This window comes from Dehalococcoidia bacterium (genome assembly GCA_035310145.1).
Classification (GTDB): Bacteria; Chloroflexota; Dehalococcoidia; order CAUJGQ01; family CAUJGQ01; genus CALFMN01.
Window position 1 is genome coordinate 69317 of record DATGEL010000094.1, and the last position, 24420, is coordinate 93736.

27 protein-coding genes and 1 pseudogene are annotated in these 24420 nt (G+C 70.2%); 16 read left to right on the forward strand and 12 right to left on the reverse strand.

The features are described from left to right. Nucleotides 1-16 precede the first annotated feature (16 nt). From VKV26_17870 to VKV26_17880, 3 genes are all read right to left on the reverse strand, one after another. Nucleotides 17-574 (reverse strand): RES domain-containing protein, encoded by a 558-nt coding sequence (locus tag VKV26_17870; GenBank protein HLZ71774.1) that lies wholly within the window; start codon nt 572-574, stop codon nt 17-19. After that, on the reverse strand, nt 575-922 hold the full coding sequence (locus tag VKV26_17875) for a helix-turn-helix transcriptional regulator (GenBank protein ID HLZ71775.1): 348 nt from the start codon (nt 920-922) through the stop codon (nt 575-577). 169 nt (nt 923-1091) lie between these two features. Then, on the reverse strand, nt 1092-1625 hold the full coding sequence (locus tag VKV26_17880) for a hypothetical protein (protein HLZ71776.1): 534 nt from the start codon (nt 1623-1625) through the stop codon (nt 1092-1094). A 96-nt stretch (nt 1626-1721) separates the two neighbouring features. On the opposite strand from VKV26_17880, the gene VKV26_17885 reads away from it, so the two are divergent. Together VKV26_17885 and VKV26_17890 are read left to right on the forward strand one after the other, a co-directional pair. Further along, a complete protein-coding gene (locus VKV26_17885; GenBank protein HLZ71777.1) occupies nt 1722-2045 on the forward strand; it encodes a PadR family transcriptional regulator in 324 nt (107 codons plus the stop codon). Next, a complete protein-coding gene (locus VKV26_17890; GenBank protein HLZ71778.1) occupies nt 2042-2827 on the forward strand; it encodes a hypothetical protein in 786 nt (261 codons plus the stop codon). Before VKV26_17885 ends, VKV26_17890 begins: the two co-directional genes overlap by 4 nt. Before the next feature lie 9 nt (nt 2828-2836). Here VKV26_17890 and VKV26_17895 read toward each other — a convergent pair. After that, nucleotides 2837-3169 (reverse strand): annotated as a pseudogene (locus VKV26_17895) (FKBP-type peptidyl-prolyl cis-trans isomerase). Between the two features lie 235 nt (nt 3170-3404). Between VKV26_17895 and VKV26_17900 the strand changes: the two are divergent. From VKV26_17900 to VKV26_17910, 3 genes are all read left to right on the forward strand, one after another. Continuing rightward, entirely contained in the window at nt 3405-4166 is a 762-nt protein-coding gene (locus tag VKV26_17900) for an SDR family NAD(P)-dependent oxidoreductase (protein HLZ71779.1), read from the forward strand. 131 nt (nt 4167-4297) lie between these two features. Continuing rightward, on the forward strand, nt 4298-4828 hold the full coding sequence (locus VKV26_17905; protein ID HLZ71780.1) for an O-acetyl-ADP-ribose deacetylase: 531 nt from the start codon (nt 4298-4300) through the stop codon (nt 4826-4828). A gap of 11 nt (nt 4829-4839) precedes the next feature. Further along, complete coding sequence (locus VKV26_17910) at nt 4840-5601, forward strand: methyltransferase domain-containing protein (protein HLZ71781.1); 762 nt, start codon at nt 4840-4842, stop codon at nt 5599-5601. A 139-nt stretch (nt 5602-5740) separates the two neighbouring features. Here the strand turns inward: VKV26_17910 and VKV26_17915 are convergent, their stop codons facing one another. Together VKV26_17915 and VKV26_17920 are read right to left on the reverse strand one after the other, a co-directional pair. Next, nucleotides 5741-5992, reverse strand: a complete 252-nt coding sequence (locus VKV26_17915; protein HLZ71782.1) for a DUF5615 family PIN-like protein — start codon at nt 5990-5992, stop codon at nt 5741-5743. A 6-nt stretch (nt 5993-5998) separates the two neighbouring features. After that, nucleotides 5999-6250 (reverse strand): hypothetical protein, encoded by a 252-nt coding sequence (locus tag VKV26_17920; GenBank protein HLZ71783.1) that lies wholly within the window; start codon nt 6248-6250, stop codon nt 5999-6001. An 88-nt stretch (nt 6251-6338) separates the two neighbouring features. On the opposite strand from VKV26_17920, the gene VKV26_17925 reads away from it, so the two are divergent. Beyond that, entirely contained in the window at nt 6339-7085 is a 747-nt protein-coding gene (locus tag VKV26_17925) for an HAD family hydrolase (protein HLZ71784.1), read from the forward strand. Nucleotides 7086-7106: 21 nt separating this feature from the next. Here VKV26_17925 and VKV26_17930 read toward each other — a convergent pair whose 3' ends face one another. Continuing rightward, the gene (locus tag VKV26_17930) at nt 7107-7484 is read right to left on the reverse strand and encodes a hypothetical protein (protein HLZ71785.1); all 378 of its coding nucleotides are present in this window, start codon (nt 7482-7484) and stop codon (nt 7107-7109) included. A 375-nt stretch (nt 7485-7859) separates the two neighbouring features. On the opposite strand from VKV26_17930, the gene VKV26_17935 reads away from it, so the two are divergent. The 3 genes from VKV26_17935 (at nt 7860) to VKV26_17945 (ending at nt 11219) form a co-directional block, all read left to right on the forward strand. Beyond that, nucleotides 7860-8408: a hemerythrin domain-containing protein gene (locus VKV26_17935; GenBank protein HLZ71786.1), complete on the forward strand. Its 549-nt coding sequence runs from the start codon at nt 7860-7862 to the stop codon at nt 8406-8408. Nucleotides 8409-8755: 347 nt separating this feature from the next. Next, a complete protein-coding gene (locus VKV26_17940; GenBank protein ID HLZ71787.1) occupies nt 8756-10771 on the forward strand; it encodes a radical SAM protein in 2016 nt (671 codons plus the stop codon). Nucleotides 10772-10946: 175 nt separating this feature from the next. After that, nucleotides 10947-11219 (forward strand): hypothetical protein, encoded by a 273-nt coding sequence (locus VKV26_17945; GenBank protein ID HLZ71788.1) that lies wholly within the window; start codon nt 10947-10949, stop codon nt 11217-11219. A gap of 111 nt (nt 11220-11330) precedes the next feature. On the opposite strand, the gene VKV26_17950 is transcribed toward VKV26_17945, so the two are convergent. Continuing rightward, nucleotides 11331-12002, reverse strand: coding sequence for a nitroreductase family protein (locus VKV26_17950; protein ID HLZ71789.1), 672 nt, complete (start codon nt 12000-12002; stop codon nt 11331-11333). Between the two features lie 126 nt (nt 12003-12128). Between VKV26_17950 and VKV26_17955 the strand changes: the two genes are divergently transcribed. The 7 genes from VKV26_17955 (at nt 12129) to acs (ending at nt 20807) form a co-directional block, all read left to right on the forward strand. Next, a complete protein-coding gene (locus tag VKV26_17955) occupies nt 12129-13532 on the forward strand; it encodes a glycoside hydrolase family 3 N-terminal domain-containing protein (GenBank protein HLZ71790.1) in 1404 nt (467 codons plus the stop codon). 138 nt (nt 13533-13670) lie between these two features. Next, complete coding sequence (locus VKV26_17960) at nt 13671-14030, forward strand: cupin domain-containing protein (protein HLZ71791.1); 360 nt, start codon at nt 13671-13673, stop codon at nt 14028-14030. Between the two features lie 194 nt (nt 14031-14224). Beyond that, a complete protein-coding gene (locus VKV26_17965; protein HLZ71792.1) occupies nt 14225-15517 on the forward strand; it encodes a Glu/Leu/Phe/Val dehydrogenase in 1293 nt (430 codons plus the stop codon). Next, nucleotides 15514-15936, forward strand: coding sequence for a hypothetical protein (locus tag VKV26_17970; protein ID HLZ71793.1), 423 nt, complete (start codon nt 15514-15516; stop codon nt 15934-15936). The genes VKV26_17965 and VKV26_17970 overlap by 4 nt, the downstream gene beginning before the upstream one ends. Before the next feature lie 277 nt (nt 15937-16213). Continuing rightward, a complete protein-coding gene (locus VKV26_17975) occupies nt 16214-17398 on the forward strand; it encodes an acyl-CoA dehydrogenase family protein (GenBank protein ID HLZ71794.1) in 1185 nt (394 codons plus the stop codon). Between the two features lie 109 nt (nt 17399-17507). Beyond that, nucleotides 17508-18704: an acyl-CoA dehydrogenase family protein gene (locus VKV26_17980; protein HLZ71795.1), complete on the forward strand. Its 1197-nt coding sequence runs from the start codon at nt 17508-17510 to the stop codon at nt 18702-18704. 201 nt (nt 18705-18905) lie between these two features. Further along, nucleotides 18906-20807, forward strand: a complete 1902-nt coding sequence (acs, locus tag VKV26_17985) for an acetate--CoA ligase (protein ID HLZ71796.1) — start codon at nt 18906-18908, stop codon at nt 20805-20807. A gap of 105 nt (nt 20808-20912) precedes the next feature. Here the strand turns inward: acs and VKV26_17990 are convergent, their stop codons facing one another. From VKV26_17990 to VKV26_18005, 4 genes are all read right to left on the reverse strand, one after another. Continuing rightward, a complete protein-coding gene (locus VKV26_17990) occupies nt 20913-21230 on the reverse strand; it encodes a hypothetical protein (GenBank protein HLZ71797.1) in 318 nt (105 codons plus the stop codon). Nucleotides 21231-21301: 71 nt separating this feature from the next. After that, nucleotides 21302-21907 carry a hypothetical protein gene (locus VKV26_17995; GenBank protein ID HLZ71798.1) on the reverse strand — a complete coding sequence of 202 codons (606 nt, stop codon included), beginning with the start codon at nt 21905-21907 and terminating at the stop codon, nt 21302-21304. A gap of 137 nt (nt 21908-22044) precedes the next feature. Then, on the reverse strand, nt 22045-22323 hold the full coding sequence (locus tag VKV26_18000) for a hypothetical protein (protein ID HLZ71799.1): 279 nt from the start codon (nt 22321-22323) through the stop codon (nt 22045-22047). A gap of 695 nt (nt 22324-23018) precedes the next feature. Beyond that, nucleotides 23019-24290 carry an MFS transporter gene (locus VKV26_18005; protein HLZ71800.1) on the reverse strand — a complete coding sequence of 424 codons (1272 nt, stop codon included), beginning with the start codon at nt 24288-24290 and terminating at the stop codon, nt 23019-23021. Nucleotides 24291-24420: the final 130 nt, after the last annotated feature.

Sequence of the window (24420 nt, forward strand, 5' to 3'; positions counted from 1 at the left end):
CGGCGGGCTATTCGTGTCACCGCGGCGGTTCAAGGTCAGCCGCTGTGAGCCGGAAGGCCGTGTCTGCTACGGCTGAACTGATGAAGCGCCGCGGATCGGCGGGCAAGCACTCGAGAAATACGACCAGAATCCAGCGATCGGGCTGATCGAGGAAGACCATTGACGGCACAATGATCGCCTGCGCGGCCGTCGTACGGCGAACGAACCGCGCCGTCGCTCGCGCCACAGCACGGTCGAGGAAGCGCTGCGGCGCTCCGGCCAGCGAGAGCGCTTCCAGCACGGCCGGCTCACGCAGATCGAGCAGTTCGAGGCGCAGTTCGAGGCGGTAAACCTGCCGTTCCACGGCGAAGGGACCAAGCTGCGGTGACTGCAACACCTGGAAGTGACGGGCGAACTCGGCGATCGCCGTGGCGAGGTCACCGGCCAGGGACAGCGTCGGTTCGCCGGCGGCGTTCCAGCGGTTGTCTGCGCTGCGGCCGGCGAAACGGAAGTCCAGGACATCGAAGCCGGAGCCGTGGGGGATATGGCGGTAGGCGGCGCCGTGCCAGCGATGCAGCTGATCGTCAAGCGCCACCTACACCGCCGCTCCCTCGTAAGCGGCGGCAAGCATACTGAGCACGCGGCTTCCGTCTCCATTGGCGATGGCCTGCAACGGAGTGTGGCCCGCCAGGGCCGGCAGCGGCGTCGCAAAGAAGCCGCGGATCGCGTCGGCTTCGAAGACCATGTGCGCCAGCGTGGCGATCTCCTGCACCTCCGCCAGGCGCTGACGCAGCAGCACACTGGCCGGCAGCGCGTCGCGCTCCTCCCAACGCTCGATCGACTTGGCGCTGACGTCGAGCAGACGCGCCATCGCTTCGCGCGAGATTCCGAGCGACTGCCGCACCGCGCTAAGATGGATTGTCGCTCGCGCAGAGATCGCCACGGCTTTCACCTGCCTGCGAGTTTCTGATCTCAGTTTTCAGGTAGTCTATACATATGTCAAGACAGAGGCCGGCAAGATCGGTGACCGTTCCCGGCAGCCGCATAGACCCGCCGCGCACGCTGCGCAGCTTGGAGAAGCTGCGGCGCACCGGCTGCGGCATACACGGGCGCTACGGGCGCCACCCGGCTGCGCGAAGCGCGGCATCCTCGGCGGCGTACTCGAAGAGCGCTTCGTGTGGGGCGGCCGGTGGGTGCGCTCGCTCCCAGGCAACGGTCCGGCACAGCGACTCCGGGCGTGGGAGCGCCTCGGTGCAGCCCAGCTCGCGGCGAAGGCGGCCCGAATCGACGATCCACTCGTGCCGAAAGTCGAGGCCGGCAAGGGTGCCGCCGTAGAGCGCCGTGCCATCCGGCACAACGGCGACTTCTCCATCCCAGCCGGCAGGCACGCCGATCGCGCGTACCCATTCGGCCATGCTCAGTGCCTGCGGCTCGGCCATAGTGAAGGTGCGGCCGGCGGCGCGTTCGTCGCGGAGCGCGAGCACGACAGCATCCGCCGCGTTCTCGACGTACCCCCGCGACCAGCGCCAGCGCGCCACGCGCTCCGGCAGCGGAATCACCCGCCGGCCGTCGTCCATTCGCCTGGGGAAGAGGTGCAGGCGGTGCTGATCGTCGCCGGGGCCGCAGACCATCGGCAGGCGCAGCACGGCGCCGGGCAGCCTACCACCAGCAGCGCTGCAGGCGCCCCAGCTGCTTCGCGCGCTGGTTGACGTGGCCGGTGTTTATACCTAGCATTGCAAAGTATGAGGGCCGAACTGCTCAAGGGCCACCTCGATTTGCTGCTGCTGACGATCGTATCCGAGCGCCCGGCGCACGGTTACGCGATCATCGCCGCCTTGCGTGAGCACAGCGCGGGCGCCTTCGACCTACCCGAGGGCACCGTCTACCCGGCGCTGCACCGGCTGGAGCGCGCCGGGCTGCTGAGCAGCGGCTGGGCGCCGGGGGCGAACCGCAGCCGCCGCGTCTACGCGATCACGGCGCTGGGCGCGGAGGCGCTGCAGGAACGCCGCCAGACCTGGGGCGCCTTCGCCCGCGGCGTGGAGGCGGTGCTGGGAGGGACGGCATGACGCCCGAGCTGGGCCCGATCGACGCGTATCTCGACCGCCTGGCGTCGGAGCTGCGCGGGGACGGCCGCCGCACCCGCCGCATCCTGCTCGAAGCCGAAGATCATCTGCGCGAAACGGCACGGCAACTCGGCGGTGAGGGCCGGTCCTGGCGCGAGGCCGAGCAGCGCGCGATCGACCGCTTCGGCTCGCCACGCACCGTCGCCCGCCGCTTCGCTGCCGAGGCGGGCGATGCCTCGCTGCCGCGGCTGGGCGCCGAGCTGGCCCTGGCGCTCGGTCTCCTCTTCGGCATCGGCATGAGCGCGATCGGCGCCAGCGGCCTCGTGGCCGGCGCCTTCGGCGCGGCCTTCGGCAAGAGCTTCGTCGCCGGCGACAGCAACGGCGTCACCTACGTCCCCGCCCGCTGCGCCGACTTCCTCGAATACTATCCACGGGCTGGGAGCTGCGAGGCGGCCGCCACGGCGCACCACTTCGATGAAGTCGTGCGGTACCGGCTTGCCGCTGGCGTGCTGGGCCTGCTGACGCTGGGCGGCTGGTGGCTGCTTCAGCGGACGGCCATGCGGCGCCGCAGCGGACTGCTGTCCGACAGCTTCAGCGCGACGATCGGCGCGGCACTGTTCGGCCTGGCCGCAACGGGGCTGCTGGGCATGAGCAGCATGCAACTGCTGTTCGGCCAGGCCGCCGGCGCCGGCGGCCTGCTCTCGGGCGGCCTGATCGCCCTGGCGGCATTCGCCGCCTTTGCGCTGGCGTTCCTGCGCACCCTGCGTCTGCCGCTCGCCGCGTAGCCCGTGCGGCTACTTCGCGCCGAGCAGCTCCACGTCGAAGATCAGGCGCGCGTTCGGCGGAATCACCCCGCCGGCGCCGCGGACGCCGTAGCCAAGCTCGGGTGGAATCAGCAGGCGGCGCTTGCCGCCCACGCGCATCGTCGCCACGCCCTCGTCCCAGCCGGCGATCACCTGCCTCACGCCGAGTGTGAACGAGAACGGCTCGCGCCGGTCGTGCGAGCTGTCGAACTTCTTGCCATCCTCCAGCCAGCCCGTGTAGTGCACGCTCACCTTCTGGTACTGCTGCGGCTCAGCGCCGCTGCCTTCGGCGATCTCGTGGTACTGCAATCCCGATGCCGTCGTCTGTACCGCCCCGGCGCCCGGCGGCAGCGGCGGCGCCCCGGACGAGCCTCCCAACGCCATAACCAACCCCCGGTTAGGGAATAAGGGAACAGGATACAGGATACAAGGTACAGGGGGCGGCGAGGGCTGTCACCCGTCGCGTTACCCGTACGCTCTCCGCCCAACGCCCTCTATTCCCTGTTCCCTCTTCCCTCCCGTGCTACGCTGCCGCCAGCAGCAGGCAGGAGTACCGCGCATGGGCAGACTGGACGGCAAAACGGCGATCATCACCGGCGCCGGCTCGGGCATGGGCCGGGCGACGGCGCGGCTGTTCGCCGCGGAAGGGGCGAAGCTGGTGCTCGCCGACGTCAACGTCGCAGCCGGCGAAGAGACCGCGGCCGGCATCCGCTCTGCCGGCGGCGGCGACGCGATCGTTCAGCAGACGGACGTCAGCGAGGAGCGCGCGGTGCAGGCGCTGATCGGGCGCGTCCTTGCGGCGCACGGCCGGCTCGACATTCTCTTCAACAACGCGGGCATCGAAGGGCCGTCCGCGCGCCTCGCCGAGCAGAGCCTCGAAGAGTGGCAGCGCGTGCTGGCGGTGAACCTGACCGGCGTCTTTCTGGGGATGAAATACGCGCTGCCGGTGATGGCGCAGCAGAACGCGGGCAGCATCATCAGCACCGCCTCGGTGGCGGGGTTGGTCGGCTGGCACGGCGCCGCGGCCTACAGCGCCTCGAAGGCCGGCGTCGTCAACCTCACGCGCACGGCGGCGCTCGAATACGCCCGCTACAACGTGCGTGTCAACTGCATCTGCCCCGGCGTGATCAACACGGCGATGGTGGAGCGGATCACCGGCGGCACGGCCGAGTCGCTGGAGCGGTTGAAGCGCATGCAGCCGATGCCGCGCGTGGGCGAGGCGGAAGACATCGCCCGCATGGCGCTGTTCCTCGCCTCGGACGAGTCCACCTTCGTCACCGGCGCGGCGATGGTGGTGGACGGCGGTTACGTCGCCCGCTGAGCGCCGGGCAGTTGTGAACACGACGGGCCAGCATCACGATCACGCTCCCTCCGCCCGAGCATGACGCATCGACGCATACGCGCGTACGCGCGTACCATGGACAAAGAGGGCAGCAGCGTGGAGAGGCGGCGATGACGGCAACGCTGACGGCGGTGCAGGGCGATATCACGCGCGAGCGCGTCGATGCCATCGTCAACGCGGCGAACGAGGCGTTGCTGCCGGGCGGCGGCGTCTGCGGCGCGATCCACCGTGCCGCCGGCCCCGGCCTCTGGGAAGAGTGCCGTGGAATCGGCCGCTGCGACCCGGGTGAGGCGGTGCTCACCGGCGGCTACCGGCTGCCCGCGCCGCACGTCATCCACACGGTCGGGCCGATCTGGGAAGGCGGGCGCTTCGACGAAGACGCCACGCTGGCGAGCTGCTACCGCGCCTCTATCGCCCTCGCACAGCAGCACGGTCTGCGCAGTCTCGCCTTCCCGGCGATCAGCACGGGCATCTACGGCTTCCCTGCCGCGCGGGCCGCGCCGATCGCCGTGGCTGCCACGCGCGAGGCGCTGGCCTCGGCCCCTGCCGTCGCGGAGGTGCGCTTCGTCTGCTTCGAAGCCGCGATCCTGGATCTGTACCGGCAGGCGCTGGGCGAAGTGCGGCCGGCCGCCGGCGGGTAGGGCATACGCGGATGCACGAGCGGCATGAAGCGGCCCGCCAGCGGCTGGAGCGATCGGCCGCGCGCGCCGGCGCCTTCTCCGGCTGGGATCTGAGCGCCGTGCGCGCTCGTCTGCTGGACCCCGGTCCGCCGTGGAGCTACGAGGCGCTGGTTCGGCAGTATGCCGCCGGCGGGCACGCCGCGCTGGACATGGGCACCGGCGGCGGCGAAGTGCTTTCCTCGCTGCGGCCCGACTTGCCCGCGTGTGTGCTCGCCACGGAGGAGTGGCCGCCCAACGCGCCGGTCGCCGCCCGACGGCTGGCGCCGCTCGGCGTCTCCGTGCTGGCCGCGCACAGCCTGCGCCTGCCGTTCCGCGACGGCGCCTTCGACCTGGTGCTCAACCGGCACGAATATCTGGATTGCGCTGAAATCGCGCGGGTGCTGCACAGCGGCGGGCACATCGTCACCCAGCAGGTGGGCGGGCGGAACTGGCGGGAGCTGCAGCGCTTCTTCCCGCGCAAACAGCGCTTCGACGGTCTGCACCACGAGTACGCCGCCGGTTTCGTGGCGGCCGGCCTGGCGATCGTGCTCGACCGTGAGCACGAGTACCGCGTCGCCTATCCTTCGCTGAGCGAGCTGGTCTATCTGCTCTCGGTGATGCCGTGGGAGATCCCGGACTTCGCGCTCAACCGCGATCTCGACCCGCTGCTGGCGCTGGAGCGGGCCTGTCTCACCGAAGACGGCCTGGTGCTGACCGAGAGCCGCTTCATCATCGTGGCGCAGAAGCCGGGCTGAGCCGCGCGGCGCTACGGCCGCCGCTGCCAGCCCGCCGCCATGCGCCAGCGGTACAGCTCGTTCGTCAGCGGCAGGCCGAGACCGAGGAACGCTTCCAGCAGCATGGCTGAAGCGTCCGCAGGCCGAGGCTGAGGCAGGATCAGGATGCCGGCGTGGGCTGGTCCAGACCCCACGCGGCCGTCCAGCGCCGCCAGGCGTCGTGCAGCAGCTCGAAGTCCTTGATATTGTGCGTGACCAGGATCTCTCCGTGGGTGGCCGCGTGCAGCAGGAGCGCCTCGTCGCCAACGCGCGCCAGGCCCCGTCCGAGCGCCGTCTCGACCGAGTGTCCTTTTGCTCTGAGAAGATCGGCCAGATCCTGATTAATGTTGTGGTCGATAAGGAAATTGAACACGCCTGGCTAAACCGCGTTTGCGGCGATGCGGTTATCAATAATGCACTTGTGCGCCGCGTAGTACGCCATCGCTGCCTCCACAGCCTCAATAGGCAGGCGGAAGCCTAAGGCGACCCGTTGCAAATCGCCCTCATAGGCATCGCGGTAGCCGACGAGCGACCATACCGGGATCAGGGTATCGCGCACGACCGCCTCCTCCGCCCATGGTTTATGCGGGTTCGGCTCGATCCATTTGGCGATCAGTTCGTCGTCGGTCATGGTGTTTGCTCCGCGCTGTTCGCTCTCAGTATATGGGCGGTGCACCTGGTGCTTTGCACCTCCGCGGCCGATCGGGTATCGATCAGGCATGCACCCGCCCACAACCGGCGCTCTGCCCGCCGCGATGTTGCTCGACCTGGACGACACGATCCTCGACGACAGCGGCGGCACGGAGGCGGCGTGGGCCGCTGCCTGCACGGAAGCGTGCGCGCGGCAGCCCGGCCTGGACGCCGCGGCGCTGCGCGAGGCGGTCGAGCGCGCCCGGCGCTGGTACTGGTCAGACGCGGCGCGGCACCGCGAAGGCCGGCTCGATCTGCTCGCCTCGCGGCGGCTGATCCTGCGGCAGGCGATCGCCTCGCTGGACGCCGGCGGCGTCGACTGCGATGCGCTCGCCGGCGAGCTGGCCCGGATCGTGCATACTCGGCGTGAGGCGGCGATCTGCCCGCTGCCCGGCGCGATCGAGGCGTTGGCGGCGCTGCGCACATGCGGCGTGCGCCTGGCGTTGCTCACCAACGGCGCCGGGCCGCCGCAACGGGCGAAGATCGAGCGCTTCGACCTGGCGCGGCACTTCGAGGTCGTGCTGATCGAGGGCGAAAACCCCTGGGGCAAGCCGGATGAGCGGGTCTACCGCGCCGCGCTGCGGGCGCTCGACGCCGCGCCGGCCACGGCCTGGATGGTCGGCGACAACCTGGAGTGGGAGGTGGCGGTGCCGCAGCGGCTGGGACTGCGCGGCATCTGGCTCGATCGTGCCGGGGAAGGGCTGCCCGCGGGGGCAACCGTGCGGCCCGATCGCATCATCCGTTCGCTGGCCGAGCTGCTGCAGCCGGCGCAGTGAGGGCGATGTCGGCCGCCGCCCTCACCGCGCGATCGTGAGCAGAAACGCGCACTCCGCCGTCGCCTCAATACGGTGCGGCAGGCCGGCGTCCAGTGCGATCAACGCGCCCGGCAGCAGCTCGATCGAGCGTTCCAGCGCCAGCACACGCAGCCGTCCGTCGATGCACTGGATCGTCGTTGCCCCTTCGGTGCGGTGCTCCTGCAGGCTGGTGCGCGCCCGCATGGCCGTGAGCACGACCCGCAACTTTCCTTCTTTGACCAGCGTGCGCGCCGCGCGATCGCCGCGCTGCCAGGCAGCTTCCTGTTTCAGCGATTGCACCTCGTCGGCGATCTGCACCAGCCGCAGCTCGGACTGCAGCGGCCCGTGCTCGCGGATGTCTTCAGGAACGTGCTCGGCCATCGGGTGCTCCTCTCCGGGTTTCCGGTTTGCTTACTGCATTGAGCACTGCTTCAAGTAAAGCTCATGCAGGCTGAGCGGATAGGTCGATCCGCAGGCGTTGCAGCGCTCGTCGACGTAGACATAGCTCAACGGGCTGTCCATCTCCCGCCCCCGCGGCCTCAGTCCCGCCATGCCAATCGTACTGAGATACGTTTAGCTCCCACCAGCGCAGTCGTGCTGTCTGCCGGGTAGAGTCCTCCTGGCTTGCGGGGCTTCACCCCGCATAAGTCCCGGTCGTTGCCTCGCAGCGCGACGCGGTGGCGCCCACGACAATGGAGCCAACGCGAAGAAACGCGACGGCGCCCGCCGAATTCGCTGTTCGCAGAGGAAGAGATGATGCGCACTATCGAAACCCTGCGCGAGGAGCACGAGGCAGTGCTTGCCGTGCTCGATCAACTCGACCGTGCCGTGGCCAGGGCGATGGACGGCGTCCCGGTGCCGCCTTCGGTCTTCGCCGATCTCGGCGAGTTCTTCACGGTGTTTGTCGACCGCTGCCACCACGCCAAGGAAGAAGACGCCATCTTCCCGCGCCTGGGCAAGGCGGGCGCGGCGATCGTCGCCCAGCTCGAAGCCGACCATGCATCCGGTCGCCGGCTGGCCGCCGAGTTGATCGAGGCCGCGGCCGCCTGGGCGCCCGGCAATGCGGGGGCAGCGGAACGGCTGCGGGTCGCGGCGCGAGAGTACGGCGCCTTTCTCCGCGCCCACATCGCACGCGAGACGGACGAGCTCTTCCCGCTGCTCGAGCGGCAGCTCGACTCCGCCGCCGACGCGGAGCTGGTGGAGCAGTTCGAACGCATCGAAACCGAGCGCCTCGGCGCCGGCACACACGAGCGGCTGCACGCGCTGATCGGCGCCCTGGGACCGCGCATCGCCGCCGCCGGCTGAGCGCCCATGGGTAGCGATTCTGCTGGCGCCGCCGCGGCGGGTCCGTTGCCGCGTCCTCCACCGCGCGAAACTTGTGTGCCCGCACGGATTTTGCGCTATCGAAGCGGTGCATGCGCCGCGCGCCCATGCGGCGCCACGCCTGAACTCGCTTGACTGTCAGCATATCCTGATAGAGACAGATGCGGCGCGCTGCCGCAGATCGACGCCGGGTTACCTCCATCAGGCAACCCGGCACCTGTTTCGGGCCGCCGATCGGAGCGGCTGCTGAACGCACTTTCGCCGCAGAGACCGGGCAGAGTCCGCCATCACGCAGCCATTCATCGTCCATCGTCGTCAAGGAGGGAGCGATGCGCGTCACGCTGGTGCAGCCGCCGAACGGGCTGCACGACCGGCAGGAGCTGGCTCCGCCGCTGGGCCTGCTCACAATCGCGGCGGCGCTGGAGGAGGACGGCGTCGATGTCGCGCTGGTCGACATGAACCTGCGCGGGATGCGCAACCCCGCCTGGCTGGCAGACGGGTTCTACGAGCGGGCCGTCCGCGCCATCCGCGACACACGGCCGGACCTGGTCGGCTTCACCTCGATGGCGCTGGAGTCGCACGTGGGTCTGGAGCTGGCGCGGCGGCTGAAGGCCGAAGATCCCGGCGTCGTCACGCTGCTCGGCGGACCGCACTTCGGCGCGATCGCGCGGGAGGCGCTCGAGCACTACCCCTGGGTCGATTATGTCGTGGCCGGCGAGGGTGAGGAGGCGACTGCGGCGCTGGTGCGCCGCCTGCGCGGCTTGAGCGCGGCGCCGCTGATCAACGTGGCACAGCGCACGGCCGGCGGCGTCACGCTGCAGCGCGCTTTCAAGACACGCGAGTCGCTGGCGTCGCTCCCAGCGCCTGCCTACCATCTCGTCGATCTCAACGCCTACTTTACGGCCAACCCGCAGCGCCTGCTCGATTACGAGCACGGCCGCGGCTGCATCTTCCGCTGCTCGTTCTGCTACAGTCCCACGCTCTGGGGCCAGGGCGAGCAGGCGAAGACGATCGACCGCATCGTGGGCGAGCTTGCGCAGCAGCACGCGCTCGGCGCCCGGCACCTCTTCTTCGTGCAGGACAACTTCCTCAACGCGCCGCAGAGCGCGAAGGGCCTGCTGCACGCCATCGCCGAAGCGCGCCTCGGCCTCACCTGGAACGGCTACGGCACGCTGCCGCAGCTCACGCCGGAGATCCTCGATCTGCTCGCCAAATCGGGCTGCCAGGATATCTTCGTCGGTGTCGACGCCGTCTCGGCCACCGCGCAACAGGCGTTCGCCAAGCACTTCTTCAAGGGCTGGCAACAGCTCGAGGCGCGGCTGGCGCCGGCGCTGGAACGCGGCGTCGGCGTGACCTGTGCCTTCATGCTGGACGTGCCCGGCAACAGCTCCGCCGAGGCGGAAGCGACGCTGACCACGGCGTTGTTCGCGCGGGCGCTGGGCTGCGGCGTGCGGCTCAACACGCTCACGATCTACAACGGCACCGGCACCGACCTGGCGCTGGCTGACCGGCCGCGGGCCTACAATGAGCTGAAGCCGCGCATCATGCTCGATGCGCCACCGCTGCTCTACGACAACCCCTTCGCGAGGGAGCGGCCGGAGCTGTTCCCCTTTCACAACACCTTCCACGCACCGGAGACCTACCACGGCTTCATCACCCGCGCCCACCTCGCCTATGCGCTCTTCCTGCGCTTCCCACAGACGCTGGTGCAATACGTACTGGTGGACGGCGGCACCCTCTGGGGCTTGATCGACCACCTGGCCAGCCAGATCGGCGACCTCACGAAGATCGACCCGCTCTACCGCTACCAGGTGGAGTGGGAGACCTTTATGCGCGAGCTGCCGCGCCTCTCGCCCTCCTGCGAGACGCGCAGCGCCCTGGCGCTGGAGCGGGCGCAACTCGGCCTCTCGTTCGGCGCGTCTTTGCCACCGCTGCCCGTACGGGCCGAAGGCCGCATCTGGTCGCTGCCTGCCGCGCCCTTCACCGTCGTGAACCTTGCCTACGCGCCGGAGACGATCCACGGCCCGCGCCGCCTGTCCGAGCCGGACGCGGCCGAGCAGCCTTATCTGCTGGTGCGCGAGGAGCGGCGCATCGCCGCCCGCCCGATCAGCGCGGAGCAAGCCGCAAGCCTGCGCGGCGTCAACGCGGCCCGACGCGGCGGCGTGCCACTTGAGGCGACGCCCGAACTGCTCGCCACGCTGGCGCAGAGCGGTGTGGTGCCGATCGTGCCCGCCGGCGCCGGCGATCCGCTCGCGCTCGTCGCGACTTCAGGAAGTACGCCGGCCGCGGTCGGCATGGGCAACCCGGTATCTCCCATCGGTCCCTCTGATCCAGTTGCACGGTAGGCGGTCGAGCCATGCAGCTCACGTGCCGGCCCTCCGGCCCCCGCTCACCCCCGGCAGGCGGGAGGCCGGTCCGAACCCAGGGTGCCGTTTGGCCCTCCGGCCAGTCGGCCCTTCGCACCTTCAGATGCGTGCGCCAGCACGCGGCAGTCAGGCGTTTAGGAGGAACGAGACTCCCGTGCCAGAAGCGACAACGTTCCAGCTGACCTTCGATATTCAGCTCGTGCCGGCCGACAGTGATCAGGCCGAGGTATCCGGCTACATCAACGCCGGCAACGTCACGGTCGGCGGGCAGCAGTTCGGCGTGTTTGTGCGGCAGGTCTTTGTCGGCGGCGGGCCGCATGGCATCGCCGCGCAGGGCATTGCGGCTCCAGGCATCGCCGTGCAGGGGATCGCCGCCCAGGGGATCGCCGCCCAGGGGATCGCCGCCCAGGGCATTGCCCGAGCGTAGCAACCCCACATATCGCCAGGGCAGGGGGCCAGCGCCGCCGCCGGGGAGAGCGGCGCTGGCCCCGTCTCGTCCGCACACCGCACGCCGGCCGCCGAGCCGGTTCGGCGCCGCTCAGCTCCAGCGGTCCCAGCGCAGCAGCTCGAACACGGGCGGGCGCGAGACCGGGCCGAAGCGGCCCAGCGGGTAGCCGACCGGAATCAGGCAGTGCGCCTCGATCTCGTCCGGCAGATCGAGGACGGCGCGGAAGGCGTCGCGGTCGCTGAGCGCGAGCGTGGTGGGCGTGGCGCCGAGACCGAGGGCGCGGGCGGCGAGCAACAGGTTCTGGATCGCCGGCCAGATCACGATCGCCCCGGCGGCGCGGCGCGAGTTCGGCGTCATCGCCGGGTCGGCGTCGGTGCAGGCGACGATCAGCGCCGGCGCCTCCTGCAGATGGTCCGCCTGCCACTGCAGGGCACGGCGGTTGCGCTCGGCCTGCTCGGCCTCCGCCGGCGACTGCGGCGAAATCAGGCGCGAACCGCGCTCGAGATATGTGAGCACGGCCTCACGGTTGAGCGCGGCGAGGCGCTCCTTCTGCTCGGCGTCGCGCACAATCAGCCAGCGCCAGCCCTGGATGTTGGACGGCGTGGGCGCCTGGATCGCCGCCTCGATCAGGCGCAGCAGCAGCTCCTCCGGCACCTGATCGGCCCTCAGCCGGCGCATCGCCCGCGCCGAGTAGATCACCTCGAAGATGCCGGGCTCACGTTCGCCCGTGGTGGTCGCGCCGCCTTCGTGTTGTTGGGTCATCGCCGCCTCTTGTGCCGGCTGAGCGGCGGCGTCAGTTTGCCGCTGCCGTACACAACGGTACGATACTCTGCGACGCGGCCCGCCTGCCAGCAGCGGCGGGCGGAGGGAGACGGTTGCCCGGTGTGCGTGTGCAGCAAAGCACGAGCGCGGCTCGCGCAGGGGACGGCGCTGGCGGCAGCGCTGCTGCTCGGCCTGGCCTGCGGCGGCGCGAAGCAGGCGCCGGCAAGCCCGGTGACGATCGTCACGCAGACGGTGGCCGCCACGCGGACCACCGAAACGGTGCCGGCCACGGCCGCCGGCGCTCCCGCCACCCGCGGCGCTGCCACGGCGCCATTCTCGACGGCCGGACCGACGGCCCAGCGCACCAGCACGACGGGCTTCGGCCGCGCGCCGGCCGGCAGTACGGCCTCTTCGTCAGACGGCCTCACGCCCAGCGGCTTTCCGGTGCGTTCGCCCGGCGCGGCGGCTAGCTGCGTGGACACGGTCTTCAACGGCCTCACCCCCGCACAGCGCGTCGGGCAGTTGTTCATGGTCGGCCTGAACAGCGGCGAGCCGCGCTCGGCCGCGACGGCCGCGGCGATCACCAATGCACATGCCGGCAACGTGGTGCTCTTCGGCAACGGCTGGAACGGCATGGCGATGGTGCAGCAGACGACGGACTGGCTGCAAGGGCTCGCCACGTCGGACGCCACCGGCGGCGTCAAGCTCTTCATCTCCGGCAATCAAGAAGGCGGGCAGCCGGGCAGCCTGCGGGCCTTCTACGGCGCCGGCTTCGACCCGATCCCCTCCGCGCTGCAGCAGGGCCAGATGACAGGCGACGCGCTGCAAGCGGCCGCGACGAAGTGGGGGCAACAGCTCGGCGAGGCCGGCGTGAACCTCAACCTCGCGCCGGTGCTGGACACGGTCGATCGGGCGAACGTGGCAGCCAACGCGCCGATTGGGGCGCTGGACCGCGAGTATGGTTACACGCCGGACGTGGCGGCGGCGAAGGGAGTCGCCTTCATCAAGGGCATGCACGCCGCCCGCGAGGCCGTGACGATCAAGCACTTTCCCGGCCTCGGCCGGGTCACCGGCAACACGGACTTCACCGCGCAGGGCATCACGGACAGCGTGACCAGTGAGAGCGACCAGTATCTCTCTCCGTATCAGGCTGGCATCCAGGCCGGCGCCGAGTTCGTGATGGTCGCGCTGGCGAGCTACACGCGGATCGATCCTGGTGTGCCCGCCGTCTTCTCCGGAAAAATCATCAGCGACCTGTTGCGCGGCAAGCTCCAATTCGGCGGCGTGATCGTCTCCGACGATATGGGCGCGGCCGTGGCGGTCGCCGGCTACGCGCCCGCCGAGCGCGCCCGGAAGTTCTTTGCGGCCGGCGGCGACATGGTGCTGACGATCCAGCCGGCGGACATCGAGCCAATGGCCGGCGCCGTCATGCAGCAGATGCAGGCCGATCCGGCCTTCAGGCAGTCGATCGAGGCATCGGTCAGGCGCGTGCTCAGCGCCAAGGCGAACGCCGGCCTCCTGCGCTGCTAGCGTGCGTAGGGGCGGCTTCAGCCGCCCGGCAGGTCAGAGGGCCGGCTTTTGCAGGTGACAGTCCCGCCGCCCCCCTGTAACCTGTCACCTGTCACCTCGTCTCTTGCCTGTTCCCTGTTGCCTGAGAGGAGCCACGCCATGCAGATCGTCCGCAACGACCCCTCCGGCTTCGCCCCGAACACGGCGCCGATCATGCGCGGCGAGGTGCTCTCCCGCGCCATCGTCGGCACAACGGAGAGCGAGCAGGTCCGCGTCGGGCACGTCAAGTTCGTCTCCGGCGCCCGCAATGTCTGGCACAAGCATACTTTCGACCAGGTGCTGATCGTCACCGAGGGCGAGGGCATCGTCGCCACGGAAGGCAACGAAGTGCACGTCAAGACGGGCGACGTGGCGATCATCCCGGCGGGCGAGAAACACTGGCACGGCGCCACGCCCACGACGACGATGGCGCACCTCACCGTCAGCCGCCCCGGCACGACGGAGATCATCGGCGAGTAGCCGTCAACGCCCGCCTGGCCCCCGCTCCAAGCGCAGGGCCAGAAATCGGCGCCTGCAGAGGGGTCTCGGCGCGCTCGCGAACCCGCGCCGGACTCATCCGAGCGGGCTACGCCTCCGCTGCCGCCGCGGTCCGGCATGGCTGCACTGCCGTGCTATGCTGGAAACACATATGTAACGTGCGCGGAGGGTGACCGATGACCACGAGCGCCGTGCAGTCCAGCGAGCCCGGCCCTCTCCCCGAGAGCGCCAGCCCCTATCGCACCGCCGTCGCGCAGTTCGACGCCGCCGCCGAGCGCCTGCACCTCTCGCCCTCCGTGGCCGAGGTGCTGCGCCACCCCAAGCGCGAGCTGGCCGTCACCTTTCCCGTGAAGATGGACGATGGCAGCGTGCGCATGTTCACCGGCTACCGCGTGCAGCACGACCAGGCGCGCGGGCCGTGCAAAGGCGGCATCCGCTACCACCCGTCGGTCGATCTCGACGAGGTCCGCGCCCTGGCGATGTGGATGACCTGGAAGTGTGCGGTCGTCAACCTGCCCTTCGGCGGCGCCAAGGGCGGTGTGGCCGTCGATCCCAAGGCGATAACGCCGCACGAGTTGGAGAACCTGACCCGGCGCTACGCCGCAGAGATCAGCATCATCATCGGCCCGGAGCGCGACATTCCCGCGCCCGACATGGGCACCGACATGCGCATCATGGCCTGGATCATGGACACCTACTCCATGAACGTCGGCCATTCGGTGCCGGGCGTGGTCACCGGCAAGCCGATCAGTATCGGCGGCTCGCAGGGGCGGGTTGAAGCCACGGGGCGTGGCCTGCTCTACATCTCACAGGAGGCCGTGCGCACCCTGGGCCGCACGCTGGAAGGCAGCAGCGTGGCCGTGCAGGGCTTCGGCAACGTCGGCTCGGTCACGGCCAAGTTGATGGCGCAGGCCGGCGCCCGCGTTGTGGCCGTCAGCGATGTGGAAGGCGGCATCTACCGCGCCTCCGGCTTCTCCGCCGACGAGCTGATCGCGGCCAAGGACAGCCATCTGCCGCTCTCCCAGGCGATCAGGGGAACCGACCGCCTGACCAACGAGGAGCTGCTGGAGCTGCCGGTCGATCTGCTCGTGCCCGCGGCGATGGAGGGCCAGCTCACGTCGCGCAACGCCGGCAAGGTCCGCGCCGGGCTGATCGTCGAGGGCGCCAACGGGCCGACGACGCCGGAGGCCGACGCGATCTTTGCGGCCAACGGCGTGCCAGTCGTCCCCGATATCCTCGCCAACGCGGGCGGCGTCGTCGTCTCCTACTTCGAGTGGGTACAGGACCTGCAATCCTTCTTCTGGGAGGAGGACGAGGTCAACGTTAAGCTGCACCGCATCATGACCCGCGCCTTTGGCGAGGTGCACGCGATTCAAGAGCGCGAGGGCGTGAGCATGCGCGAGGCGGCGAACATGCTCGGCGTGCGGCGCGTGGCCGAGGCGTTAATCACGCGCGGCGTCTTCCCGTGACGCAGGACACGGGCGGCTCGCGGCCGCGCTATCTCTGGGGCCTGTTCTGCGACCATTTCCTGATCGACGCGGCCGGCAAGTACTCCTTCATCGGCGTATTCGAGCGCGTCGGCGCCATGAGCTTCCCGGCGGTCCACAAAGTCATGTGGATCGCCTTCGCCCTGCGCGGCCAGCCCAACGAGCGGGCGACGGGGATCGTCACCGTCTGGTCGCCACAGAGCGAGATCGTGGTCTCCACCAACGAGACGCCGGTGCAGTTCGGGCCGGAAGGGCGCACCATGCTCGTGCAGCTCTTCTACGACCTCAGCTTCGCTGGCCCCGGCACCTACAGCGTGGTGCTGGAAGTGGACGGCAAGCCGGTGGGCCGGCTCGATCTCGACGTCTACAGCGCCGCGCCACCGGCCTTGCCGCCGGCGTAGGCGCGAAGCGGCGCCAACCACCTGGGTTCGCACGCGAATCCTGCCCCTTCCCGCTTCGCGAAGGGCCTCCTGAAGCGCTGCAAACCCCGTGCGAGGGAAGCAGCCTTTGGGCATCATCGCGGGATCCGCCACCGCATGAAGCCGGTTTGTAGTTCGTGCGCCGGGCGGCGTCGCCGTGCTCCTGGCGACACCCAGGACTCGTTCACTGGCACGACCTCCGGAATGCGCCGTCTGGGGTAGGCGCCGCGCGACCGCTCCCTGCGCTAAGCTCTGCTTGATGAACGGCCAGCCGCCCGGCGCCATGCGCGTTATCTACACGCCGGAGCAGCGCGCCCTGCGCGACGCGGTCTGCGCCTTTCTGCGCCGCGAGCTGACGCCGGCGGCCCGGCGCGAGCACCACGACTCGGACCAGCTCGGCGGCTGGAGCGTGCCGTTCTCGCGCGCCTTCCATCGGCGGCTGGGCGAGGCGGGCTTCATCGGCCTCTCCTGGCCGGTCGAGTACGGCGGGCAGGGGCGCGATCCCGCGCTCGACGCGATCGTCGTGCGCGAGATCGAGTACCATCGCGGCCCCAGTCTGGACACGGGCACGATCAGCTTCCTGCCGCGCTCGCTGCTGCGCTACGGCGACGAGGCGCAGCGGCGCGCGTTCCTGCCGCGCCTGGCCCGCGGCGAGATCGAGTTCTTCCTTGGCTACAGCGAGCCGGAGGCCGGCTCCGACCTGGCCGCGCTGCAACTGCGGGCCGAGGCGCACGGCGATACATTCCTGCTGCGCGGCCAGAAGGCGTTCTCCAGCAGCGCCCACATGGCCGACTACGGCTGGGTCGCCGCCCGCACCGACCCGAAGGCGCCGAAGCACCGCGGCATCTCGCTGTTCATCGTCGATATGCGCGGCCCCGGCATCACGATCACGGCCAGCCGCACCGCCGGCGGCTGGCTGCACCACGCGGTCTATTTCGACGACGTGGAAGTGCCAAGAACCATGCTTGTGGGCGAGCTGAACGCCGGCTGGCGCCTGATCATGGGCGCGCTCGACCACGAACGAGCGATGCTCGCCAGCCCCGGCGCCGTCGCGGGCGCCTTCGACGAGCTGCTTGCAGCGACGGCAAGCCGGTTGCGCGAGGACGCGGTGGCGGCCGACCTGCTTGCCCGCCTGGCGATCGAATCCGAGGTCGTCGCCCTGTCCGCCTGCTGGCTGGAGACGCTGCGCGAGGCCGGCCGCGAGCCGCAGGAGGAGACCTCGCTGGCGCTGATCTTCAAGCGCGAGACGCAGCGCGCGATCGAGGCCGCCGCGCTGCAGCTCTTTGGGCCGTTCGCCCCGCTGCAGGCCGGCTCGCCCTACGCGCCCGCGGACGGCGCCTTCGAGCAGGACGAGCGCGACCACCTCTACTATCACTTCGCCGCGGGTGGCTTCGATATCACCCGCAACGTGATCGCGGCGCGGGGCTTGGGGCTGCCTCGATAGGTACTAACAGATGGTTTCAAAACCGGCATTCTGGTGGTCATGCACGCGCAGCACACGACGATCGAGCCGGTTTTGAAACCATGTCTAAAGAATAGACGGGGAACGGACCGTGCCGCTGGAGCTGCCGTCGCTGCTGGGCGAGGAGCAGGAGCTGCTCTTTCAGAACGCCCGGCGCCTGTTGCGCGAGCGGCGCGAGGCAGACTGGCCCTCCCTCTGGCGGGAGCTGACGGCGCTCGGCTGGCTGGAGGTTTGCCTGCCGGTGGCGCTCGGCGGGCCGGCGAGCGGCGCACTGAGCGCCTTCACACTGGCGGAGGCGCTGGGCGCGGCGGGGGTGCAGACACCGTTTGTCGCCGCGGTGCTCTGCGGGTGGCTGTTGCGCGACGCCGGCGTGGCCGAAAAACAACGCCGGTTGCTGGAGGAGCTTGTCGCCGGCCGCATGCTCGTCGTGCCCGTCGTCGAGGACGCGCCCGACGATCGCCGGCAGACCTGTGCCTCGCGCGACGGCTCCGGCTGGCGGCTGGACGGCGACAAGCTGTTCGTCGAGTGCGCCGCGGCGGCGGACACGCTGCTGGTGAGCGCCGCGCTGAGCGGAGACGACGGCGGGCCGGCGCTGTTCGCCGTGCCGCGCGGCGCCGGCGGTGTGCAGATCGAGACCATGCGCAGCGCCGGCGGCGACGAACTCCATGCGGTGCGCTTCGCGGGCGTGATCGTTGGCGCGCCGCTGCCCGCGGAGGACCAGGTTGGGCAGGCAGTGGAGCGGCTGCGGCTGCACGGCGCGGCGCTGCGCGCGGCGGAGCTTGCGGGCATCGGCCGCGCGGCGCTGGAGCTGACGCTGGAGTATGTGCGGCGGCGCACGCAGTTCGGCCGGCCGATCGGCAGCTTCCAGGCGGTGCAGCACCACTGCGCCGACATGCTGCGCGACCTGGTCGCCACGCGGCTGCTGGTGGCGCAGGCCGCCTGGCGGTTGCATGAAGGGCTGCCGGCCGCGCGCGAAGTCGCGATGGCAAAGGCGAAGGCGAGCGAGGCGGTCCCCGAGCTGCTGCGGCTGGCGCACCAGGTCACCGGCGGCGTCGGCTACTACCGCGACTATCCGCTGGAAGGCTTCTACCGCCGCGCAATCGACGCCGCCGCTTCATATGGCGGCCCGCTGGAGCACCGTCGCTTCCTCGCCGGCCTCGCGGCGCAGGATCCGGCGCTGCTGCGCCGCGAGGACGGGCACGACTGGCCCCCATTCCCCCTTCCCCTTTCCCCAATGTCTGACATCGCGCGGAGCGCGATCTGGGATGAGGGAAAGGGGCGATCCTGAGGCGCTGGAGCGGGATGGCGTCGGGGTAACCGATCACAGATCGGATCGCCCGACGCCGGATCGCCCCTCGCCCAGGATTGGGAGAGGGGGACGGGGGTGAGGGCCGATGGCCGTGGTACACTGGCGCCGCCGGCCAGCCACCCCGGCCGCAATGATCGGCAACACCCCGGTTTTCTCATCTCTTCTCCTGGAGGCAGCAGCGTGACCACCGACGCGTCCTCGTTCCAGGCCCATCTCACCGCGGAGACCGTGATCGCGCCGCCGCCCGCGTTCGTGGCCCAGACCAACGCGCCCGACTACGATGCCCTCTTCAACCGCGCGGCAGCGAACCCGGAAGCCTACTGGGAGGAGCAGGCGCGGCAGTTCGAGTGGTTCCGGCCCTGGAGCAAAGTTCGCGAGATCGATTACCCGTTCGTCAAGTGGTTCGTCGGCGCCCAGTGCAACATCACCGTCAACTGCCTGGACCGCCATGCCAACGGCGAGCGCAAGAACAAGGTTGCGCTGCTCTTCCTCTCAGAGGACGGCCAGGAGCGCATCTACACCTACGGCATGCTCAGCCGCCGCGTGCAGCAGGCGGCCAACGCGCTCAAGTCGCTTGGCGTGGGCAAGGGCGACCGCGTCTGCATCTACATGCCGCTCACACCCGAAGGCATCGTCGCCATGCTCGCCTGCGCCCGCATCGGCGCGGTGCACTCCGTCGTCTATGCCGGCCTCGGGCACACGGCGCTGCGCAGCCGCATCGAGGACGCGCAGGCCAAGGTCATTCTCACCGCCGACATCGGCGTGCGCCGCGGCAAGGCCGTGCCACTCAAGGAGATCGTGGACGAGGCGGTCAAGGGGCTGGACTTCGTGCAGAAGATCGCCGTTTTCCGCCGCGGCGAGCCGAAGCTCGCGCTGGACCCGCAGCGCGAGCTGGACTGGAACGCGCTGTGCGACGCGCAGCCCGGCGTCTGCCCGCCAGAAGTGATGGACGCCAACGACCCGCTGTTCATTCTCTATACCTCCGGCACCACGGGCCAGCCGAAGGGGGTGGTCTACACGCACGGCGCCTTCGTCGTGGGCGTCACGCCGACCTGGAAGCTCGCCTGCGACATCAAGGAGGACGACGTCTACTGGTGCACGTCGGACATCGGCTGGATCGTGGGCCACTCGATCATGGTCTACGGCCCCTTCGCCAACGGCACCACCTGCATCGTCCGCGAGGGCGCGCCCGACTGGCCCGATCCCGGCGTCGTCTGGTCGGTCGTCGAAAAGTACGGCGTCACCAAGATCTACACCGCGCCCACGGCCGTGCGCATGTTCATGAAGTTCGGCGACGAGTTTCCGGGCCGCTACGACCTCTCCTCGCTGCGGCTTGTCAACTGCGCCGGCGAGCCGCTGAACCCGGAGGCGTGGCAGTGGTTCTACCGCGTGATCGGCAAAGGCCGCGTGCCGCTGGTCGATAACTGGTGGCAGACGGAGACGGCGGCGCCCACGATCGGCACCTGGCCCTGCATGGCGAGCAAGCCCGGCCGCGCCGGCAAGCCCTTCCCCGGCATCGAAGCCGACGTGTTCGACCGCCAGGGCAGACCCGTGGGCGTGAACGAGGGCGGCTTTCTCGTCCTTAAGGGCTTCTGGCCCTATCTGATGAGCACGATCTACGGCGACGCGGACCGCTACCGCCAGTACTACGACACGATCGAGGGCGTCTACACGGCGGGCGACGTGGCGACCAGGGACGCCGACGGCTACTACATGGTGTTGGGCCGCGCCGACGACGTCGTGAACGTTGCCGGCCACCGTATCGGCACGGCGGACGTGGAGAGCGCGCTGGTGAGCCATCCGGCGGTGGCCGAGGCGGCGGCGATCGGCAAGCCGGACACGGTGCGCGGCGAATCGATCAAGGTCTTCGTGACGCTGCGCGTGGGCCAGCAGCCCTCGGACGAGCTGAAGGCGGCGTTGATCCGCCACGTGCGCAGCGAAGCCGGCCCGATCGCCGCGCCCAGCGAGCTGGACTTTGTCACGGGGCTGCCGAAGACGCGCTCGGGCAAGATCATGCGCCGCCTGCTCAAGGCGCGCGAACTCGGCCTCGACCCCGGCGACATCACCGCGCAGGAGGAGTAGCGGCGCGCCGATTCATTCCGCGGATCGATGGTGGCAAAGCGCAGGCGGCCGGGCGAGATGCGTCGCCCGGCCGCCTGTCGCTCTTTATCCCTGCGGGCGCCGCGCTCAGCGGCGGGCGGCCGCCTGGGCGTTCCGGTAACTCTGCTCGCCGACGGCGGCGTCTTGCCAACGTTCCATGCGGATCTGATGCGCCTGGTCGGAGAGGGCAAACACCGCGGTGGACGCTTCCGGCGGCGGCGGGCTGTTGAAGACATCCAGCGACTCGGCGTCGGTCTGCACCACCAGCGTGTCGATGCCGAACCAGTAGAAGCGGGAGTTGCGGATGCCGTGCTGCGTTCTCTGGGCGCGGCAAAGGTTGAGGGCAGCCCTGGCGAAGGTATCGCGGTCGGCGTTGTCGCAGCGTTCCCAGTAGGTGACAAGCATAGCTATGGCTCAGTTGTCTCCGCTCTGTAGCTGCGCGCGTGAAAGCAGCGTGCGGCGTGGGGCCAACACGCTCAGCCGAAGCGGGCGATGATGCGGAAGATCTGCGGCAGTTCCGGCGGCCGCGCCAGCAGGCCCGCCAGCCGCTGGGCACGCGCCGGCGCCTCCGGGTCCGCAAGCGCGGCCGCGCGGGCCTTCTCGACCGCGGCCAGGTCGGCGTGGAAGCCGGTGAGAAAGTATGCCGGCGGCCCGCCGCTCACGCGCATGGCGATGCCCATGCGGGCGCCCTCGGCGTTGCGCTTCTTCGCGATCTCTTCGAGCAGGCGGCGAACTTCCGGCCCCTTGCCGGGGGCGAACTCGAACGCCGTCTGTGCAACGGCGCCCGGATTCGGGCCTTCCGGCGCCGGCAGCAGCACTTCGAGCAGCTCGATCGCGGGAGCCTTCGCCGCCAGGCCGGCGAGCGGCGTCGCGCCCTTCGGGCGGTTGGCCCAGGCGTCGTTGAGCGCCTGTTCGAGGGCGGCGAGCGAGTCGTGGAGGGTGGTCACCCGGTACTCAGGCGAGGGGCCGGCCAGGCGAGTGCTCACGGTGCCGCGGCCCTGGCGTGGCATGGAAACCACGTATTCGCGGAGTTCGGGACCTTTGCCAGGCGCGGGCTGGAAGCTGACACGTTGAACGAACATGGTATTCCTCCAAGCGGCACAGTACCCCGCCGGCGAGCCGTCGCGCCGTCGCGCCGCCGGCGGGCGGGCGCGTTCCCGAGGTGACGGTTTCCCGAGCGAGCGGCCGGCGGCGATCACAGCATCGCCGCCGGGCACGCCTAGCCGTCGTAGCCGTCGGGCAGCGGCCGCTCAAATGACGGGCGGCCGCCGTTCGCGGGCGCCTGCGGGCCGGCGAGCAGCCGTCCCACGGCCGCCAGCGCTTCGCCGGCGCGGATCAGGCAGGCGGCAACCCAGCGCCGCGGCGCGGAGCAGGCACGGGCGGGCGCGGCGTCGGCGCGGGCTCGCAGCGCCGCCGCTTCCCTCTGGGTGAACGCGATCTCACGTTCGAGATCGGCAAAACGCGCTTCCAACAAAAACTCTTCAGCAGGACTGTTCATCGCTGGCCCTTTCTCATGGCCGCCCGTCTCAGCTGACGCCGCGGGCTGCCGGCAATTGTTCTGGCGGACCGGTCGAATCGACGAAGGCAGAGCTCGGAATGGGGTGGAAGCAAGCGGGAGACGCCATGGTCGTGCACCTTTCACTGCTGGCCGCGGCACGGACGACATGTCCGGCTCAGTGCGGCGGAATCGTGCGCTGGGGCAGCTACGGGGCGGCTTCAGGGGACGCTAACCCCGCCGGGCGCGCCGGCGCTGTGAGACTCCGGCCTTCGCGTCCAGGGCAACGATCCGCAGGCGCGTCGTCCCTGCCGTAGCGATTGCGGGCACGCATGCTCTCGGACTCCCAACCGTGAAGGTTGCCGGCAGCCCGCCACGCTGCGCCGGCCCGATCCATTCGATCAACAGAACGGTGTGGTGGGCAGGATTGGCGCCTGCCAGATTACATGATTGTTGCAATCCGCAAGCTGTAACTGCGCACCCGCAGTACAAGCGACGGCGGCAACCACGCACAGCGCCGAGGTTTCCACCGATTCTTGGCAAGGCTGGGAGGACGGCGCTTGCGGCGCTCCGGCGATCGCCGGGCCGGCGGGCTCGTTCCTCCGATGCTCGCGGCGGGAAGGCGAAGGGTCGGGCAGGGGACCAAGAGCCTCTGGACGCGCGAGGCAACCGCGGGCGGCGCCGGTCGCAAGGGGGCGCTACTCCGCGGCGGGCACGGCGAGCGGGCGAGCGGCCACGATTCGCCGGGCGGGCGGTCGCAGCGCGACGATGCAGGCCACGGCGAGCAGGTTCACGGCGACGCCGGCGGCGATCGCGATCGTGTAGTGGCCGGTCTGGTCGTAGATGTCGCCGGCGATCACCGGACCGATCAGGTTGCCGACGGCGGCGCTGGTGTAGAGCCGGCCGATGATCGCGCCGGCCCGCGCCGCGCCGAAGTAGTCGGCCGTGATCGCGGGGAAGAGCGCCACGAAGCCGCCGTAGCCCAGGCCGAAGAGCAGCGAGAAGATGGCGAGCTGCCAGGCCGCGTGCGAAACCAGCCACCAGACCATCATCACGGCCATCAACCCATAGGCGCCGCCCAGCGAACGCCGCCGTCCCAGCCGGTCCGCCGCGGTGCCGAGAAAAAGCCGGCCGCTGAAGCTGCCCACGCCGATCAGGCCGAGGATCCAGGCCGCGCCGGAGGAAGAGATGCCCTCGGCCCTGGCGTAGGAGTCGAGATGCACGAAGGGCACGAACAGCGCCAGCGAGCAGAAGAGGCAGGAGAAGTAGAGCAGCCAGAACGGCGCCGTGCTGTAGACGGGCGAGTCGTTGTCCTCCGGGTACAGCACCGCGACGCCGGCGACCGGCGCCACCCCCGGCGCCTCGCCGTCCGGCGCCAGGCCGCGCGCCGCCGGCCTCGCCTCCATGCGCAGCAGTGCCACGGCCAGCCCTACGGCCGCGCCGAGGCCCAGCAGCAGGTACGTCGTGCGCCAGCCGGTTGCCGCGATCAGCGCCTCGGCCAGCGGCGGGCCGGCCAGCGTGCCGGCGCCGATGCCCGCCACGGCCAGCCCCGTGGCGAAACCACGCCGCCGCCGAAACCACTGCTGCACCGCGCTCACCGCCGGCACGTACATGAAACCCAGCCCCACGCCCACGCCGCCGCAGTAGAAAACGTAGAGCTGCCAGAGCGCGTTCGCGCGGCTGGCCAGCAGCAACCCCAGCACCGTGAGCGCGGCGCCGGCGCCGACGATGCGCCGCGGACCGTAGCGGTCGCTCAGCGGCCCGCTGACGGCGCCGAGCGTGAAGTACAGCGCGCCCGTGACCGAGAACAGCCCCGAGATCGCTGCCTTATCCGCGCCGAAGGCGTGGCGCAGCGGGTCGAGAAAGGCGCCGAAGGTGTAGACGACGCCGAAGCCGGTGAACAGCAGCAGAAAGCCGCTGGCCACCACATGCCAGCCGAAGAAGACGGGCGGCTTTCGACCTGGGCCCATGGGGATTGGCCTCGTTCTCGCGCCGCTGGTGGCGGCTGCGCCGCGACGGGCGGTTGCCTCGGACGTCTCGGCCTGCCATGGGCGCACAGCGCCCATCCAGAACCGTTGCGCTGCGCTCTGGCCGCCCCTG